Genomic DNA, 16710 nt, shown 5'->3' with positions numbered 1-16710 from the left:
TCTCAGTCGTCGTTCGCAGCGGATGCGTCGCCGCCGGCCAGCGCCGAGTTCAGCAGTCCGGCCCCCGCCGTTACGATCGCCGGGTGGGCCGGCAGGTCTGTGCCGGGCACGAAGAAGCCCGAGATGGTGCCCGAATGGTACAGCGGGTGCGATCTGGTAACACGGTACATCGCGAAACGGCTGGCGCCGATCCGGACGAAGATGAAGGGCCCATTGTCGTGCCAGACCAGCGCAGCCGCGGGTATATCGTAGCCGGTGACAACGCCAGGCGCGCGGAGCGTGATGGCGAGCGGTGCGCCGATGGGCAGTGCGGGGCCAGTGTAGAAAAAGGTTTGCCCCAGCAAGCCCTTCGGGATCCTGCCGGCAGACCCGACAGGGCGTAGCGTGACGCGAGACCCATCCGGCGCCCTAGCGAATGCGGCCGGCGGGGATACAAGTGTGGCAACTGCCTGCACAACCGAGACAAGCGAACCGCCAGTGCTGATTGTCCTGAACGAGGGGCCATTATCGGCGATCGCCGCTCCGAGGGCGGCGCCATAGCGCGCTTTCGCCTGGGCCAGCAATTCCTCGACACGCGCTTGCGCAATGGCGGTTTTAGCCTGGATCTGCTGCAGGCTGGCCTTGGAGACGTTACCTCCAGATCGATAAAGCTTCCGGGCGCGGGCGAGATTTGCATCGTCCAGCGTCAGCTTTGCGCGTGCTGAGACGATCCGGTGCCGCAAGGTGATGACCGGCGTGGGATCGATCACCATGCCGTAAGCCGCGAAGCCGGGATGTTTAGTCTCAAGGCGCAGGACGCTCGTCTTGATGAGGCCGCTGCTCATCGTGGCCGCATTGATCGTCACGCTGCGCAGGGCCGCGGCATGCGCGACAGCTGCGGCGCAAACAAGTGATAGGCTTGCCGCGATGGCCTGCAGATGCTGCTTCATGAGTGGCTCTCCCGGAAAATGGGGTGATGGAGCGCGTCGGCCAGGGCTGCGAGGGCGCGTAATCGCTGAGCATCCGTGGTCAGCTCCTGTTCGCGGACCAGGGTTGCCTGCTGTTCGGCCTCGACCATGCGCAGCTGGCCGGTCGCACCGGCGCGGTAAGCTTCAATAGCCTGGCGTTCGCGCTCGCGGGCGGTTGCGAGGAGTAGCCGTGCCGCGCGCGCAACGCTCACGCTGCCTTGCAGAGCGGCCTTGGCTGCGTCGATCTCGTGGAGAACGCGCACCTGCGCCCGATCGAACAGGGCCGCCGCAAGCTGGCGCCTTGCACGCGCCTCGGCGATCGGGCCCTGATTCTGGTTGAGAATTGGCAGCGGCAGCGAGAGGGCAAGTATGAACTTGCTGGCGCCCTGATCGTAGTGATACCCGGAGCCAATACGAAAGCCTGGAAACTGCTGGTCGATCGCTTTGCGGAGAGAAGCGTCGGCCGCGCGATAATTCTTGTAGGCCCCGACGACTGATGGACTGGTTACCAGCGCCGTGCGTGTAAGAGCGGCGAGATTGGCCGGCGGCAACGGATGCTCAAAGGCGGTGAATGAAAGGTGCTTACCTCGAAGCGCCGCCGCCGGCATTCCGATCGCAGCGGCCAAGTGGGCCCGGTCCATTCCGATCTGGACCCGCGCTTCAGCGGCGCCAAAGCTTGCCTTGTTCGCCGCCTCGGTTGTGCTGGCGAGCACGGTATCAGCAAGCATCCCAGAGGTCACGCGCTGTGCTACGAGGCGGGACGCTGTCGCGGCATAGCTGGCGACGCGCGCCTTGATCCTGGCGATCCGTTCATCGAGCCAGAGTGTGAGCAGCGCGTTGCGGACGTTGCTGCGTTCCCGCCATGCCGCGGCAGCGATGAGTATTCGCGCGGCTTGCTGGCGATCCCGCGCGGCGGCGATGCCAGCCTCGCGAGCACCGAGATTGGAGACGAGAAAACTGATGACCGGCCCGATCTTGATTGGCGAAGGGAAGGCTTGCGTCGCGTTGAAGCTGGGCGCGAGGGAAAGCGTGGGGTTCGGGATCTGCTGGGCCGTCGTCACCGCCGCCTTCGCGGCGTTATAGGCGGCGACGCTGATCCGCAGATCTGGCCGCTCATAGACGGCGACGAGCGTCAGAGCCCGCAATCCCCAGTGTCCGCGCGGATGCACGCCCATAGCCGCGAGGAATTGGCCAAGCGCCGGCTCGTCGAGACGGCGGCCGAGCAGTGCCGTGGCCGAAGTACCGGGATGCAACGGCGCCGGCTGATACCGCGCACAGCCGGCAAGCAGTGTCGCAAGCGCAAGAGCACCGACGCGGCTGGGTCTGAAACGGAGGTGTCGGGACGTTTTCTTCATGGCTTCAAGCGGAAAAGAGTTCGCGCTTTAGCCGGCGAGAATGACGTTTCCGCCTCGCCAGAATGACGATTTCGTCAGTTTGGGCTCACCGTTTCGGGATTAGCGCGCGGTCGCTGCCACCAGTAGCGATACGGTGGTGCCCTGACCCTGCGTGCTTTCAATGGAAACCCGGCCCCCGTGCAGGTCCATGATCGCGCGAACCACGGCGAGGCCGAGCCCGAGATTGCCGCCGACATGCGAACGCGCGGGATCGGCGCGATAGAACCGGTCGAACACATGCGGCAGATGCTCGGGTGCGATCCCCTGCCCGGTATCCTTTATGCGGATGGAGAGCTGTTCCAGCACCTCCGCAACTTCGATGGTGATCTGCCCGCCGGTGCCGGTATGGGCGATTGCATTGGCCACCAGATTGCCGAGCGCCTGCTGGAGGAGAATGCGGTCGAACCTGATCGGTAGTCCCGGGCGGACGCGGGCGGTCAGCGACAGCCCCGCCTCCGCCGCCATCGGCTGGTAGAATTCGAGAACCGTTGCGATCTCGCTGGCAAGATCAAGAGCTTCAACGGCGGGTGGAGCCCCGACCATCTCGGCGCGGGCAAGGAACAGGAGGCTCTGAATGACCCGGCTGATGCGAGTGTATTCCTCGAGTGCGGAGCCGAGGACTTCCCGATAAGTATCGTCAGAGCGGGGCCTCGATAACGCAACTTCCAGCTCGCCGCGCAGATTGCTGATCGGCGTGCGCAGCTCGTGCGCGAGGTCAGCCGAGAATTGGGAGAGCTGGAGGAAGGATTGCTCAAGCCGGTCCAACATCAGGTTGAACGTGTTGGCGAGCGCGGCGAGTTCGGCGGGAAGCCCTGCGACGTCGAGACGTTCATGCAGGGTCGAAAGGCGGATGTTTTCGGCCGTTTCGGCAATGCGCTCGATCGGGCGCATGCCCGAACGGGCGATGAGATATCCGAGCACGGCGCAGAGGATGATCGACACCGCAAGAATCAGGGTAAGGGTTTCGCGGTAACGGAGCAGGAGGGCCTGCGAGCCGGGGCTGGCGATGGCGATCTGCAGCATGAAGCCGTTCGGCAGGGGCTGGGTGAGAACACGAAACGCCATCCCGCCGCTATCAAGCGTGGCGACGTTCGGCAAGCCGACCGATGATGGCAGAGGCAGATGATTGCCCTTTGACTGGATTGTGATCCGACCGTGCGGGCCGATGACGCGGAACTGGATCTCGCGGGTGTTGCCCGCTCGCTCAAGCGCCGATGCAATGGCCTGCGATGCGGACGGATCGGCAGCGCCGCCCAGCGGGCGGGCGATCTGTGCGAGCACGTGCAGCGTGCGGTCTTCCTGCCTGGCGATGCGCGCGCCAAACGACCAGGTCAGGAGACTAGTGGCCAGCAGGACGAGCAGGAACGCCGTCCCTGCATACCACGCGGTCATCCGCAGGGACATCGATCCGCCAGCGCTCGGCGCTTCAGGATCAGCCGCCACAGTCTTCGAGCACGTAACCCACGCCACGAACGGTGTGGATCAGGCGGCGGGAGAACGGGTCGTCCAGCTTGGCGCGGAGGCGGTACATGTGGACGTCGACGACGTTCGTGCCAGAATCGAAATTGATGTCCCAGACCTGTTCGGCAATGACCGTTCGGGAGATGACATCGCCCGCGCGGCGGGCCAACAACGAAAGCAGGCGGAACTCCTTCGGCGTCAGATCGAGCGCCTGACCCGCTCGCGTTGCCCGGTGTCCCGAGAGGTCGATCTCGAGATCGGCGATCTGGATCAGCGCCGGTTGCCGCGCGTGCCCTCGCCGCAGAATGGTGCGCACACGGGCAAGCAGCTCGGAAAACGCGAAGGGCTTGACGAGGTAATCGTCAGCCCCGGCCTCCAGCCCGGCGACGCGATCTGTCACCTGGTCCCGCGCCGTGAGTAGAAGCACGGCGGTCTGACTGTCTCGCCGCCGGATTTCGTCGAGGATTTCGAAGCCGTTGCGCCGTGGCAGCATGATGTCGAGAATAATGGCATCGTAGCCGCCGTGGCGGGCGAATTCGAGCCCCGTCTCTCCATCAGTAGCCACATCCGCCGTGAAGCCGTTCTCTTCGAGACCCTTTCGGAGATAAGCCGCGGTCTTCGCCTCGTCCTCGACGATAAGAACCCTCATTGCGCACCGTCCCCACGGTGCTGCGTCAGGCATCCCTCCGTATCCACGGCACGATCACCGGCGAGCAGGACGGTGGCGCCATCGGCGGCACGCGTCACCAGCCGCGAGGCAGGCAATGCCGCCGCGATTCGAGGCAGGACGGTAGAAGCGGAACCTTCCGAGACAGGGATTGTCAGGGTTGAGACCATCCTTCGCAGCCTTTGCATCTCGATCTCCCCGATCCTGAGCGTCCGTACCGATCCTGTCGGCATGGTTACAGATACACTCGTCTTCCAGAGGCGCAGCACCAGCCGTTTATCGGCGGCAAGGCCGTGTCCGACGAAAACCATTATCAGGTCTGCGCGTCGGCCGTCATCCCAGCGTGGCAGCGCCGGGATCTCGGCTGGGCTTGCGTGCGGGGCTAGAAATTCAAGAGCATTGCGAAATGTCCAGGGCGCGGGCGAGCGCCAGCCGAGCTGGGCGAGAGCGTGCCGAAGCCCGTCGGCCGGGCCAATCCACTGGATCGTCAGTGAGCCGGAAAAACTGCCGAGCATGCCGAGGCTGCGTGTTGGCAGGTTTTGCCAACCGTGTTGAAGCCAGTCAGGGCACGTCATCGTCGTGCTCATGCGCCCCACGTCATGACGCGCCAGATCGGCATTGCGGTTGAGGGCGACCGCCAGCGTACCGGCGATGGCGAGCGTAGCCGCCGTAATGGCGACGAGGCGCCAGGGTGCCACCGGTTCGACCGGACGCGCAACATAGGCGAGGCCGAGACCGGCCGCCCACGCGAACCCGAAGCCCAGCGCAGCCAGTTCGGATGAAAACCAGTCCAGCCCGAGATAGACCCGACTGCCGAGCTGCAGTGCAGCGAAAAGGACCGTTGCCGTGATCAGCCCAATACGTGGGCGCGCGCCGAGCCGTCGGCCGGCGATGACGGTCAGGATGCCATAAACCGCGCATGAGGTTGCAAGATCGCCGCCGGGAAACGGAATAAGGCTCCAGCCGGGCGCAATCGGCGACGGTGGCGCGCGATGCAGGGCAAGATCGAGCCCCGCGGTGAACAGGGAGGCACCGATCACAGCGGCAATACCATAGGCCGCACCACGCCACGCACTCTGCCGGTCGAGCCAGACGAGCGCGACCGCTGCGACAGCAAGCGTGACCGCACCGCTGCCAAGCCGGGAGCACGCCATCGCCGCTTCCATCGGTATGCCGCTTCGATAGGGCTCAAGGAAATGCAGAATCGCGTGATCGGCATAAACCAGCGGATCTCCGGCGATCAGGTCCTGCAGAACGCCGAGCAAAAGCCAGAGGCTGCCCGCAAGAGCCCCGGCGAGGGTGATCAGGCCGGACAGTTCCGTCCGTGCCGGATCGAGGATGGAAGCCACGTTACTGCGAATCCTGCCTTTGCCGGCGTGGGCCCAGGCTAGCGCTGGCCCGCGCTTGCTTTCCAACCAGCTAATCACAAAACGGAGAAGCCGTGGAACCAGCCAGAGCAGGAGCACGAGGCTGACGATCGAGCCGATGAGCAGGGCCTCGAGCCTGCCTGCCATGACGCCCAGAATGGCCAACGAGGCGCCAACGAGAACCCCGGCGCCGACATGCGCGGGCGCCCAGATGACCGCTGAAACGACGTCGAGCACATAAAAGCGGAGCGAACGCATCCCGCTGACTCCGGCCACAATGGGCACAACAGCCCGCACGCCTGGCGTGAACCGTGCGATGATAACGGCGGACCCGCCATGGCGCTCGAAGAATGCCTTGCCTCGCGGCAGCAGATCCGGATGCAGGCTCAGTGGCCAGAGCCCTGTCGCCTGGTGCCGGAACCGGGAGCCAAACCAGAAGGGCAGCCCGTCGCCCAGGATGGCTCCTCCCGTCGACCAGGCCACCAGGGGCCAGAAATGCAGGGCGCCCGTCGGCACGAGAGCGCCCAATCCGACAATAATGGCGGTTCCAGGCACCAGCGCGCCGATGACGGGAAACGCTTCCGCCGCGGTCAGCACGAAGGCTAGACCATACGCCAGTAGCGCGTGCGTCCGGGCTGCATGAACGATCGTGTCAGAGAGGTGACCCAGCAAATCCCGAAGGCTCCGTTTTTGTGGTCATCGCCCGCCCCATGAACTACTCCAAACTTTGCCTGGCGGGGAATACTAGCGGCGAGATCGGGCGCGGGTGCAGTCGAACCCAACTGCCCCCGCTTTGCGGCGTTCATTACTGGCGAGCCAATACATCGGGACGCTTCATGATCCAGAGCGTGGGCGGGCCGGCGATCTCCGGCCCGGCCGGTGCGGTGGGAGACGCTTCCGCAGTAGCTTGACCGCGAGCCAGGCCAGCAGCACACCGGCGAGGACGACCAGCCCCGCTTCGCCGGAAACGCTGGCCAGACGATCTCCCAGTACCACCATCAACAGGGTCATGGGGAGGATTCCAAGGCCGGTCGTCCAGGTGAAGGTCCACCACGAGATACGCGCGAGGCCGACCGCGTAGTTGATCAGGTTGAACGCGACGATCGGAATCAGGCGGAGGATGAGAAGTGGTATCGCGCCCCGCGTTTCCGCCCAGTCATCGAGCGTGTGCCGATATCGTGCGGGGACGAATGTCTCGACGAGGGGGCGGCCGAAGAGGCGCGCGAGGCCGAAGGCGGCCCAGGCCCCGAGCATCGCGCCGGTCCAGGTGATCACGGTTCCCCAGACGGGCCCGAAGATCATGCCGTTTGCAACCGCGATCACCTCGGCTGGCAGCGGCAGGAAGGAATGCGCGATCATCAGGGAGATCGCGGCGAGCGCGCCCCATGCGCCCCAGGAGCGGATGATGCGGACGATTGCGTCCGGCGAGGCGGTCAGCCCATGGAAGGACAGGCCCGCCGCAAGCGCAACAACACCCGCCACGGCGAATAGCCCGAGCGCGCCGAAGGCCAGAACGATCCGCAGACGTGCCGGATTGGGTTTGTTGCCTTGCACCATAACTGTAGCGTTCGCCGGCTTCAGGCCGGAGACGCCCAGTATCCTCTATGGTTGTCGCTGTCCGGCATAGGGCGTCTGGGCGCAGGATCGAAGGCTTCCTGCATGCGGGGGGAGGCGGCGGGTGGTTCAGATATGGTCATGGTGATGATCCTGGCCTTCGGATAGCGCCACCATCATGCGCAACATGTCCGGTGCACCAGTGCTCAGGAACCGCAGCGCTAGGAGTGATGATACCGCCAGGAGCAGGATGTTGAGGATCGGCGTGTAATTCAAGGAAATATGGGCAAGTGCGACGGTCTCGTTGCGGATGCGGGGCACGGCGCCGAAGGCAGCAATGATTGCGTCGATCGGATAACCCGCGATCACCGTCGTCAGGTAGAAGAGATGCGCTGGTGAGATCGTCGAGGATCGGACAATCTCGCTGATGATCGCTCATGCAAAAATCTGCAAGGTGTTCGATCGCTCTGGCCATAGAAACGAGTTCGGCAATCTTGCTGCGCATGGATTCCGGATGAGCCAGAGCAATCCGCTTGACATCCGCGCTCGGCCGGTTGGTGTCACCCCAGAGTGCGAGAAGCTGACAGATTGTCGCGATCAGGTTGCCGAGCGCGCGCCCCCGCCTGATGAACCTCAGCCAGTGTACATCATCAGAACCATAGGTGAGGTAGTCGTTCTCCTGCCAAACCGGCCTTGCGATCAAGCCGATCGTCTCATAGTGGCGGATCATCTTCGCGGAGACGATATTGTGAGTTGGCGTGAGCATATCTGTATCCAGCACGTCGGCTGCCTCACCTCAGCCGGCGCAGCAGGAGAGTTGCTTCACGTCCTTGCTGAAGGTCTGCGCGGCAAGCTTCAAGCCCTCGACCATCGTCAGGTAGGGGAATAGCTGGTCGGCCAGCTCCTGCGCTGTCATCCGCGTACGGATCGCTAGCGCCGCCGTCTGGATCAGTTCGCCAGCCTCTGGGGCCACCGCCTGTACGCCGATCAGCCGACGGCTACCTTCCTCGATCACCAGCTCGATGAAGCCGCGCGTGTCGAAATTAACGAGCGCGCGAGGCACGTTGTCGAGGGTAAGCGTGCGGCTGTCGGTTTCGATGCCGGCTTGGCGCGCTTCCTGTTCACTCAAGCCCACGGTGGCGACCTGCGGATCGGTGAATACCACAGCCGGCATCGTCGCGAGATCGAGCGTCCCGCTGCCGCCGGTCATGTTGATCGCCGCCCGTGTGCCTGCCGCGGCCGCCACATAGACGAATTGCGGTCGGTCGGTGCAATCTCCAGCTGCGTAGATTCCCTGCGTGCTGGTCAGCATGCTCCGATCGGTGACGATTGCACCGTTGGCGTTCACGGTGACATCAGCCGCGCTGAGATTCAGATCCCGCGTGTTCGGCGCACGACCGGTCGCGACGAGCAACCTGTCGGCACACAATTCACCCTTCCCGGTCGCGAGGACAAATTCGTCATTCCGGTAGTCAACCCGGCTGGCCTCGGTATGTTCGAGGACTTCGATCCCCCCGGCGCGGAAGGCAGCGGCAATGGTCTCGCCGATCAGTGAATCCTCATGGAAAAGCAGCGTGTGACGCGCCAGGATCGTTACTTGGCTGCCCAGCCGGGCGAAGGCTTGCGCGAGTTCGACCGCAACAACCGAGGAGCCGATCACGGCTAGTCGCCCGGGAATCGTGTCGCTGACCAATGCCTCGGTCGAGGTCCAGTAAGGGGTTTCGCTCAAGCCCGGGATCGACGGAATGGCGGGACTGCCGCCGGTGGCGATCAGGCAGCGGTCGAACGCGACGGTTCGCGCGTTTCCATCGGTCAGGCTCACGGTCAGCGCCTGTGCTGAGTCGAACCGCGCCGCGCAGCACGGTGATGGACGGATTTGCGGTCAGAACGTCTTCGTACTTTGCATGGCGGAGTTCCTTGATCCGGCTCTGTTGCTGCGCGAGCAGCCGGTCGCGGAGAACGTATGGCCCGCCCCGTCCGCAAGGGGTGATTTTCATCTGGCTCTAATCAGTCTGCTTCAACGTATCCGGTCTCGGGCTTCGAACCCGGCCAAGATGGAGATCCGCGCGGCCTGATCCTCATAATCACACCGGCCTCGGAGGCCGTTCACTGCGTCAGGTTTTCAAGCCGCCGTTCGACTGTCAGGCCATCTTCCTTTCACCTCACGCAGACATCGACTGCCCTTTCGCGCCCAACTGTGAGCGCTGTTCGGGCGATTCCGTCATGCGGCCGCAGCCGCCGCTTCGAATTGGGCGTCGTAATCGCAACCGTGCGCCAAAACGGCCCATGCGATCCGAGCCAGCTTCGCGGCCAGCGCGACTACGACCACGTTCTTATGCGCTCGATCGAGCAATCCCCGCGCCCAGCGGCCCAACGGCGTATCACGTTCGACAAGATAAGGCAGCGCCGCTCGTGCGCCATGGATCAAGTTCTTCCGCAAATAACGATTGCCGCGTTTGCTGATGCCGAGCAGGCGCGGTTTTCCACCCGTTGTCATTTGCCGTGGAACGAGCCCCAGCCACGCCGCCATGTCCCGCCCACGTTTGAATGCATGCGCCTCGCCATGGGCGGCCTCTGTCTGGGTTTCGGTCGTAACGCAGCGATTTTTGAACTTCTGAAAGCAGACAAGGCGCCGCTATCCTCCTGACGCACGATTGTGAGCGATCTTGCGGTTGCTAGCCTTGATGCGGTTCCGTTTCCTGTTGGGATGATCTCATGATTCCGATCGTGCTCGATCCGAGCTATTGCCGTCTCGGCGTATGCGGCAACGGTCCTATGTCGCTTCGCAGGCTGCGTGCGCTGTGTGAAGGCGGCGCCGATGCCGCCCTTCTGTTCAGTGAGGATCCGGATGCGGCGACAATCGCGGAAGCTGGCGCCGCGCTATGCCGCAGAATGCCGACGGGCGATGACCTCGCGCGACTGCATGCGCTCTGGATCGTCGACGTTCCGGACGTGGTTCGCGCGGGCCTGGTCGCGGCGGCGCGGGCGGCGCGCGTGCTGGTGAATGTCGAGGACCGCCTGCCCGACTGCGACTTTCATTCCGTGGCGCAGGTGAGGCGCGGCGATCTGCTGCTGACGGTCTCGACCGGCGGTCAGGCAGCCGGCCTGTCCTCTGTGCTGCGTCGGCATCTCGAAGTCGAATTCGGGGCGGACTGGGCCGCACGGCTGTCTGAAATCGCGGTACTTCGCGAGCGATGGCGCGCCGAAGGGATGTCGATGCCCGAAACGGCTCGCCGGATCGCCGACCATGTCGAGGCGCGGGGCTGGCTCACGACAGCTCGCGGGCGTCCGCCTGAATAGTCGCCACCGGAACCGCCGCGTCGAGCGCGGCGCCGATCAGGATCAGCGCCGGGGCCGCGAGATCGGCGGCGGCGATTCCGTCTGCGAGGTCGATGAGGCGGGCAAGCCGGCGCGTCTCGCCCGGGCGGCTGACATTGGTCAGCAGCATCGCCGGCGTGGCGGGATCGAGCCCGGCCTCGATCAGGCGGTCGGCGATCGCTCGGGCGTGGCGGGAGCCCATGTAGAAGACGAGGGTCGAATCGAGCCGGGCCAGTGCCGCCCAGTCCTGAGGCGGTAGCCCGCCATCGGCGGTGTGGCCGGTGACCAGGGTGACAGCGCGCGCCCTGCCCCGCGCGGTCAGCGAGACGCAGGCAGACGCCGCCGCCGCCGAGGCCGCTGTGATCCCCGGGATCACCTCGACCGCAATGCCTGCGGCCCGCAAGGCCGCGATCTCCTCGCCGGCCCGGCCGAAGATCATCGGATCTCCGCCCTTCAGCCGTAGCACCCGAGCGCCGGTGCGCGCGCATTCGACAAGGCGGCGGTTGATCTCTGTCTGGCTCATCGCGTGCCGGCCACACCGCTTGCCGACATGGATGAGGACGGCATCCGGGGCGGCAAGGACCAGGATGCGAACATCGACCAGCGCATCATGCAGGATGATTTCGGCGGCGCCGATCGCCCGTACGGCCCGCAGGGTGAGAAGATCCGGATCGCCCGGCCCGGTGCCGGCGAGGATGACGGGATGCGCCTTGCTATTCGGCGGCAACGAGGTCATGGCGGAGAAATCCCTTCAGTTCGGAGTGGCATGAACCGCAGCCGGTGCCGGCGCCGGTGGCCGCGCCGATCGCCTCGACGCTCCGGCAGCCGGCGCGGATCGCGGCACGGATCGCGGGTTCGGCAACCGCGTTGCAGACGCAGACCTGCCGCCCGCGGGTCGCGGTGGCGCGGGCGGGCTGGCCAAGCAGGAGCGTCGGATCGGCTCCTGCTTGTGGGGCCGCGAACAGCGCCTCCAGCGCCTCGGGGTCCGGCAGCGCAAGCTCCGCCGGCGCGACGTGGAGAAGGAGCTGGACGCCGGCCCGGTCGAGCACGGCGAGGCGGAAGACCCCGCGCGCCGGGTCGGCGTAGTCGAGGAATTCGGCACCCTCCGGCAGCACCAGCAGCCACCGTGCCGCGTCCACGGCGCTGCGGGCGGCGAGCGGGGCAAACCCGGTAAAGCGCGACAGCGCCAGCCCGCCCGGGCGTAGTGCCTGCGACCAGACGGCTTGTTTGCCAGCCGTCATCGCGCAGGAAGCGGCACGTCCGATAGCAATGGCCCGCCAGAGCGTCGGCACCGCCGCAAGTTTCACTGGCGAATGCTTGAAGGCCGGCTGGCCGGAGATCGGGTCGGTCGCTGAAACAGTGAGGCGGTTGACGCTTCCGGCGCTGCCCTGCGCTGCGGTCCAGTGTATCGCAGCGAACACCGAACCTTCGCACTGTCCCGGCGAGATCGCTGCCGGGAAGACGATGCGCGCCCCTTCGCTCCCGGCGGCGACAAGATCACCGGGCAGCACGCCGAGTCGCGCCGCGTCCGTCGGTGCGAGTTCCAGGGTCGCGGCATCTTGGTGGGCCATCAGTTCGGCGACGCGACCGGTGCGCGTCATGGTGTGCCATTGGTCGCGCAGCCGGCCGGTATTGAGGGTGAAATCCGTGCGCGCGTGGCGGAGCGGTGATATGGCGACGAAGCGGGCCCGCCCGTCTGGCGTCGGGAAGTTTCCCTCGGCAAAGAGGCGATCTCCGGCCAGAGGCCAGCGCAGCGGGCGCATTGCGTCGTAATCGTCATCCGGGATGGCAGCGAGCCCGCCGATATTGAACCGCCGTCGCCCGAAGTTGCGGAAAGCGGAGAGTGCCGCGTGTTCGCGGAAGATCGCGGCCGGCCCGTCCCAGGCGAAGGCCGCGCCATGGCCGAGCCGCCGGGCGAGTTCGGCGAACATCCACCAGTCGGGTCGAGCAGCACCGGGAGCGGGACGAAACGCCCGCTGGCGGGAGATCATGCGCTCTGAATTGGTGACGGTGCCGTCCTTCTCGGACCACCCTGCCGCTGGCAGCAGGACATGGGCATGGGCGGTCGTCGCCGTGGGCCAGCAATCGGCGACCACGAGGTGCGGACAACGGGATAGCGCGTCGCGCACGTCGAGGCTCGCTGGCAGGGATTCGGCGGGGTTGGTGCCGGCGATCCAGAGGGCGCGTATCTTGCCGTCGGCGACGGCACGGAACAGGTCGACCGCCTTCAGCCCGGGCCGGCGCACGAGGTTGGGGGCGCCCCAGAATTCGGAGAGCGTCGCGTGGTCGTCGGGGTCGTCGAAGCCGAGATGCGCGGCGAGCTGGTTGGCGAGGCCGCCCGCCTCGCGGCCGCCCATCGCGTTGGGCTGGCCGGTCAGCGAGAACGGTCCGGCGCCGGGCCGGCCGATCCGTCCGGTGGCGAGGTGGAGGTTCAGGATCGCGCCGATTGCGTCGGTCGCCGTCTCGGACTGGTTCACGCCCTGCGAAAAGGCGGTCACCATGCGCGGGGTGGAGGCGACCCAGCCGGCGAGGGTTTCGAATGCGGCGGGATCGATCCCGTGCTCGGCCTGCCGCGCGGCGGCCAGCGCGGCGTCGAACCCGGCGGTGTGCCGCGCGATATAGTCGCGATCGAGCGCGCCGCGGTCCGCGCAGGCGGCGAGCAGCGCGCAGAACAGGGCGAGGTCGCCGCCGGGGCGCACGGCGAGGTGCAGGTCGGCGAACTCGGCGGTCGCGCTACGGCGGGGATCGATCACGACAATCCGCGTCCCGCGCGTCGCCCGGGCGGCAAGTGCGCGCTGGAACAGGACCGGATGGCACCAGGCGGCGTTCGAGCCGGCGAAGATGATCAGTTCCGCCTCGTCGAAATCCTCGTAGATCCCCGGGACGACGTCCTCGCCGAAGCACCGGCGGTGGGCGGCCACCGCGGACGCCATACAAAGCCGGGAATTGGTGTCAATATTGGCACTGCCGATGAACCCCTTCATCAGCTTGTTGGCCACGTAGTAATCCTCGGTCAGGAACTGTCCGGACGGGATTGTCAGGTTGATCGAACGAGGTGTGATTTGACCGAGACGCGATCGATCAGGCGGCGAGATTGGCGGCGTAGTCGGTCCAGAGCAAAAATGCATCGGCTCTTGCGTGGCGGTAGGATCTGGCGGAGAGGCGATGGCGTTTTGGGCGGAACAGGGTGGTGATCTGGTCGTGGGTGGCGAGAAATCTCTGGGCATGACCTGGGGATATGAACCGACCCATTATCTTTTCTCGTCGCCTGGTGTGACGATGGGATGCTTCGATCCGGTTGTTCAGCCGCTTGTGCGATCGGTGATCGGCGCTGCGGCAATCCGTGCGAAGGGCAACGTCGTAGCTCCGTAGCTTATCGGTCACCACGACGCGCGGCTGACCCCATCGGCGCATCAGCTTGCGGAGAAAACGCCGGGCGGCTCGGGCATCTCGCCGCTTCTGGACCAGGATTTCCAGCACGTCACCGCGATGATCAACTGCCCGCCAAAGCCAATGCTTCTCGCCGCCAATGGTGATCACCATTTCATCGAGGTGCCATTTGTCGCCGGCCGGCAGCCGATCGCGACGGATTTGCGCGGCGATCTGCGGGCCAAACCGATCGACCCAGACGCGGATCGTCTCGTAGCATACTATCACGCCGCGAGCGGCCAGAAGATCCTCAACGTCCCGCAGGCTGAGATTGAACCGGTAATAGCTCCAGACCGCATACGCGATCACCGATCGAGGGAAGCGATATCCCTTCAAACGTGCAGGCAGAGTCAAAGCCATCATCCGAAATCGCTACGGGCACACGATCACCACGTCAACCTGACAATGCTGTCCGCATACATCGGCCCGACAGGCGTCTCCTCGAGGAAATGATAGGAAAGCCCGCTTGTGTGCGTCATCAAATCACGCACCATGACCGGCCGGGCCGGCGCAGTGCGCGAGCCGTCCGGCCGCAGCACGGTCAAACCGGCCAACGCGGGAACGTAGCGCGCGACGGGATCGAACAGCCGGAGCCGCCCCTCCTCGACCAGAGTCATCAACGCCGTGCACACGACCGGCTTCGTCATCGAATAAAGGCGGAAAATCGTGTCCGCAGCCATTGGTAAGCCGGCCTCTTTATCGCGAAAGCCATACTGCCCTTGCTGCACAACCACGCCGCGCCGCGCGACGACGGTGTTGATGCCGGCATAGATTCCCCGATCGACATAGCCCTGCATCGCCGCCCCGATACGCTCGAGCCGTCCCGCGCTCATCCCCACCGAGCCGCCACTACCCTTGTCCATATCTGTGCCTCCTCTCCTTTAATGTTCCGAGCTGCGTCCCATTCCAGTCGTACCGGGATGTTGGCAGGCAAGACGATGTTGTCGCAAGCATGACCAAAGATGCTTCGCTGTCGCGACGGTGAGGTCGCAATTAACGCGGAGAGGCCAGCTTCGTCCAAACCAGAAGCGGCGAGCTCATGCGCGGCGTTGTTCGAGACGAACGCCGGGTCATTCCGCTGAACCGTATAGGTTTCACCTGCTCCCCAAGGCGCACCGGTCGAGGTAGTCCCTACTCCGGCGGTCCGGCCTGACGGATCCGATCGAGGCTGATCCTGGTTTCACGGATCGCTTCATCGGCTGCCGCCATGGCCTCTTCCAGATCGCTGAAGTCGAACGCAAGCCGGGGCAGGACGCCACCGGATGGCGCCGGCGGAAGATCGGCGGGCGGCGCAGAGTGTGGCATTTCGGGCTCGATCCGGGGCCTCCCCCTTCCCCGCCCCGGCTGCGGCCGGCGTGGCGGTGCCACGTAGTCGCGCATCCGGCCCATGCCCGACAGGCCGAAGAGCCGTCGCTTGCTGCGGTGGGTCAGCTCGACGACCAGCCCGGCTTCGAGCAGCTCGCCGAGCAGGGCGTGGGCGTTCGCCACGTTCATACCGAGCCGATCGGCGAGCGATTTCGCGGAGATGATCGGGGTTGCCGCCAGGATATCGACCGCCGTGGCGGCCCGGCTGTTCTTGCGCCGCTTGCCGATCGAACCGCGCGCGACCTGCCAGGCCCGCTCAAGGTCGCGGAGGAGGTCCTGGGCGGCCGCGGCCTCGTTCGCCAGTGCGTGGAGCAGAAGCGGGATCCAGCTCTCCCGATCGAAGGGAAGGTCGCCGCCGAGGGCCTGCGGTCCGGTGATCGGCACCGGAAGGTGCAGCAGTCCGCTCTGCTGCCAGAAGCGGATGAGTGCGCCCCGCAGTGGAGCTCGTCTCCCGCCCCCGGCGAGCCAGGCATGGGCCGCGTGCGCCGCGCCGAGCAGCGGGGAGGCGCGCGCGACATCGCGCTCGATCGCCTTCATCGCCACCTGGATCTCACCCTCCTGATCAAAATCGGGCTCGACGATCCACTGGTGCATCGAGAACGCGTGGCGGGCCGCATCGAAGATGTCACCCCGCTCGGCGAGGCTCAGCCATGGATCCATGCGGAGCCGAACCCCCTCGAGCAGGGCCGCGAGATGCCACGGCTCGATCAGCTGCCCGTCCACCATCGCCTGGCGGCGCACCGCATCGAGACGGAACCGGTAGAGGAAGGCGCCGCGGAGCGGGTGCATCGAGAGGGCCTGGTCGAGCCGGGCAAACGCTCCGGCCGCCCGCTCGAAGGCGATCATCAGCTTCTGCTGGGCCTGCATTTCAGGGGGAGCCATGAAGTGCCTTGGCCCCGCCGTCCTGACCGGGCTGATGGTGAGGGTGCATAAGCATTTCGTGGATACGGTCGACCGTCTGCCGTCCATGCGCGACCTCGCCGTCACCGCCCCGACCTGGCAGGCGCGGCACGCCGGCCACCTTGTGCCGGTCGTCTCGACCGGACCGCCCGACGAGCGGCCATGGAGCAAAACCCCGAACCGCCGCGGGCGCGCTGATTCTGCTCCGGCCCCTGATGGAGGAAAGGAATCGGGCCTGGGCTGAGCGGAGAGCTGGGAAAATCCTCGAACGGAAAATCAATATCTTGATCCGTAATTTTGCGCCATAT

Annotated in this window: 14 protein-coding genes and 2 pseudogenes; 2 read left to right on the top strand and 14 right to left on the bottom strand. The window is 65.6% G+C overall.

Features of this window, described 5'->3' with window-relative positions; genetic code table 11:
* Positions 1–2 precede the first annotated feature (2 nt).
* The 9 genes and pseudogenes from HUW10_RS00815 to HUW10_RS00775 form a co-directional block, all read right to left on the bottom strand.
* Positions 3–929 carry a hypothetical protein gene (locus tag HUW10_RS00815; protein WP_011930576.1) on the bottom strand — a complete coding sequence of 309 codons (927 nt, stop codon included), beginning with the start codon at positions 927–929 and terminating at the stop codon, positions 3–5.
* Entirely contained in the window at positions 926–2092 is a 1167-nt protein-coding gene (locus tag HUW10_RS00810; RefSeq protein ID WP_236656142.1) for a TolC family protein, read from the bottom strand. Before HUW10_RS00810 ends, HUW10_RS00815 begins: the two co-directional genes overlap by 4 nt.
* Before the next feature lie 309 nt (positions 2093–2401).
* The gene (locus tag HUW10_RS00805) at positions 2402–3745 is read right to left on the bottom strand and encodes a heavy metal sensor histidine kinase (protein ID WP_174501854.1); all 1344 of its coding nucleotides are present in this window, start codon (positions 3743–3745) and stop codon (positions 2402–2404) included.
* A gap of 28 nt (positions 3746–3773) precedes the next feature.
* Positions 3774–4451, bottom strand: coding sequence for a heavy metal response regulator transcription factor (locus HUW10_RS00800; RefSeq protein ID WP_011930579.1), 678 nt, complete (start codon positions 4449–4451; stop codon positions 3774–3776).
* A complete protein-coding gene (locus HUW10_RS00795; RefSeq protein ID WP_011930580.1) occupies positions 4448–6508 on the bottom strand; it encodes an LssY C-terminal domain-containing protein in 2061 nt (686 codons plus the stop codon). The genes HUW10_RS00800 and HUW10_RS00795 overlap by 4 nt, the downstream gene beginning before the upstream one ends.
* 162 nt (positions 6509–6670) lie before the next feature.
* Positions 6671–7393 carry a TVP38/TMEM64 family protein gene (locus HUW10_RS00790; protein WP_011930421.1) on the bottom strand — a complete coding sequence of 241 codons (723 nt, stop codon included), beginning with the start codon at positions 7391–7393 and terminating at the stop codon, positions 6671–6673.
* A 136-nt stretch (positions 7394–7529) separates the two neighbouring features.
* Positions 7530–8171 (bottom strand): MerR family DNA-binding protein, encoded by a 642-nt coding sequence (locus tag HUW10_RS00785; RefSeq protein WP_231295198.1) that lies wholly within the window; start codon positions 8169–8171, stop codon positions 7530–7532.
* 15 nt (positions 8172–8186) lie between these two features.
* Positions 8187–9345 (bottom strand): annotated as a pseudogene (merA, locus tag HUW10_RS00780) (mercury(II) reductase); the annotation flags it as partial.
* Between the two features lie 266 nt (positions 9346–9611).
* Positions 9612–9974 (bottom strand): annotated as a pseudogene (locus HUW10_RS00775) (transposase); the annotation flags it as partial.
* Between the two features lie 131 nt (positions 9975–10105).
* Here HUW10_RS00775 and HUW10_RS00770 point away from each other — a divergent pair.
* Positions 10106–10690: an NAD(P)-dependent oxidoreductase gene (locus HUW10_RS00770; RefSeq protein ID WP_011930424.1), complete on the top strand. Its 585-nt coding sequence runs from the start codon at positions 10106–10108 to the stop codon at positions 10688–10690.
* On the opposite strand, the gene cobA is transcribed toward HUW10_RS00770, so the two are convergent.
* The 5 genes from cobA to HUW10_RS00745 all read right to left on the bottom strand — a co-directional run bounded on the left by cobA (position 10659) and on the right by HUW10_RS00745 (position 16384).
* Positions 10659–11444: a uroporphyrinogen-III C-methyltransferase gene (gene cobA / locus HUW10_RS00765; protein WP_174501853.1), complete on the bottom strand. Its 786-nt coding sequence runs from the start codon at positions 11442–11444 to the stop codon at positions 10659–10661. The two genes, HUW10_RS00770 and cobA, sit on opposite strands and share 32 nt — an antisense overlap.
* Positions 11422–13836 carry a molybdopterin-dependent oxidoreductase gene (locus tag HUW10_RS00760; protein ID WP_011930426.1) on the bottom strand — a complete coding sequence of 805 codons (2415 nt, stop codon included), beginning with the start codon at positions 13834–13836 and terminating at the stop codon, positions 11422–11424. The genes cobA and HUW10_RS00760 overlap by 23 nt, the downstream gene beginning before the upstream one ends.
* A complete protein-coding gene (locus HUW10_RS00755) occupies positions 13790–14497 on the bottom strand; it encodes an IS6 family transposase (protein ID WP_371808606.1) in 708 nt (235 codons plus the stop codon). The genes HUW10_RS00760 and HUW10_RS00755 overlap by 47 nt, the downstream gene beginning before the upstream one ends.
* Before the next feature lie 26 nt (positions 14498–14523).
* Positions 14524–15000 (bottom strand): serine hydrolase, encoded by a 477-nt coding sequence (locus tag HUW10_RS00750; protein WP_011930428.1) that lies wholly within the window; start codon positions 14998–15000, stop codon positions 14524–14526.
* A gap of 268 nt (positions 15001–15268) precedes the next feature.
* On the bottom strand, positions 15269–16384 hold the full coding sequence (locus tag HUW10_RS00745) for a hypothetical protein (RefSeq protein WP_050751059.1): 1116 nt from the start codon (positions 16382–16384) through the stop codon (positions 15269–15271).
* Here HUW10_RS00745 and HUW10_RS00740 point away from each other — a divergent pair.
* Positions 16383–16646: a hypothetical protein gene (locus HUW10_RS00740; protein ID WP_050751058.1), complete on the top strand. Its 264-nt coding sequence runs from the start codon at positions 16383–16385 to the stop codon at positions 16644–16646. The genes HUW10_RS00745 and HUW10_RS00740 overlap by 2 nt on opposite strands.
* Positions 16647–16710 lie beyond the last annotated feature (64 nt).

This window comes from Acidiphilium sp. C61 (genome assembly GCF_905116885.1).
Classification (GTDB): domain Bacteria; phylum Pseudomonadota; class Alphaproteobacteria; order Acetobacterales; family Acetobacteraceae; genus Acidiphilium.
The sequence above is the reverse complement of the archived record's forward strand: the minus strand, read 5'-3'. Positions and strand labels throughout refer to the sequence as shown.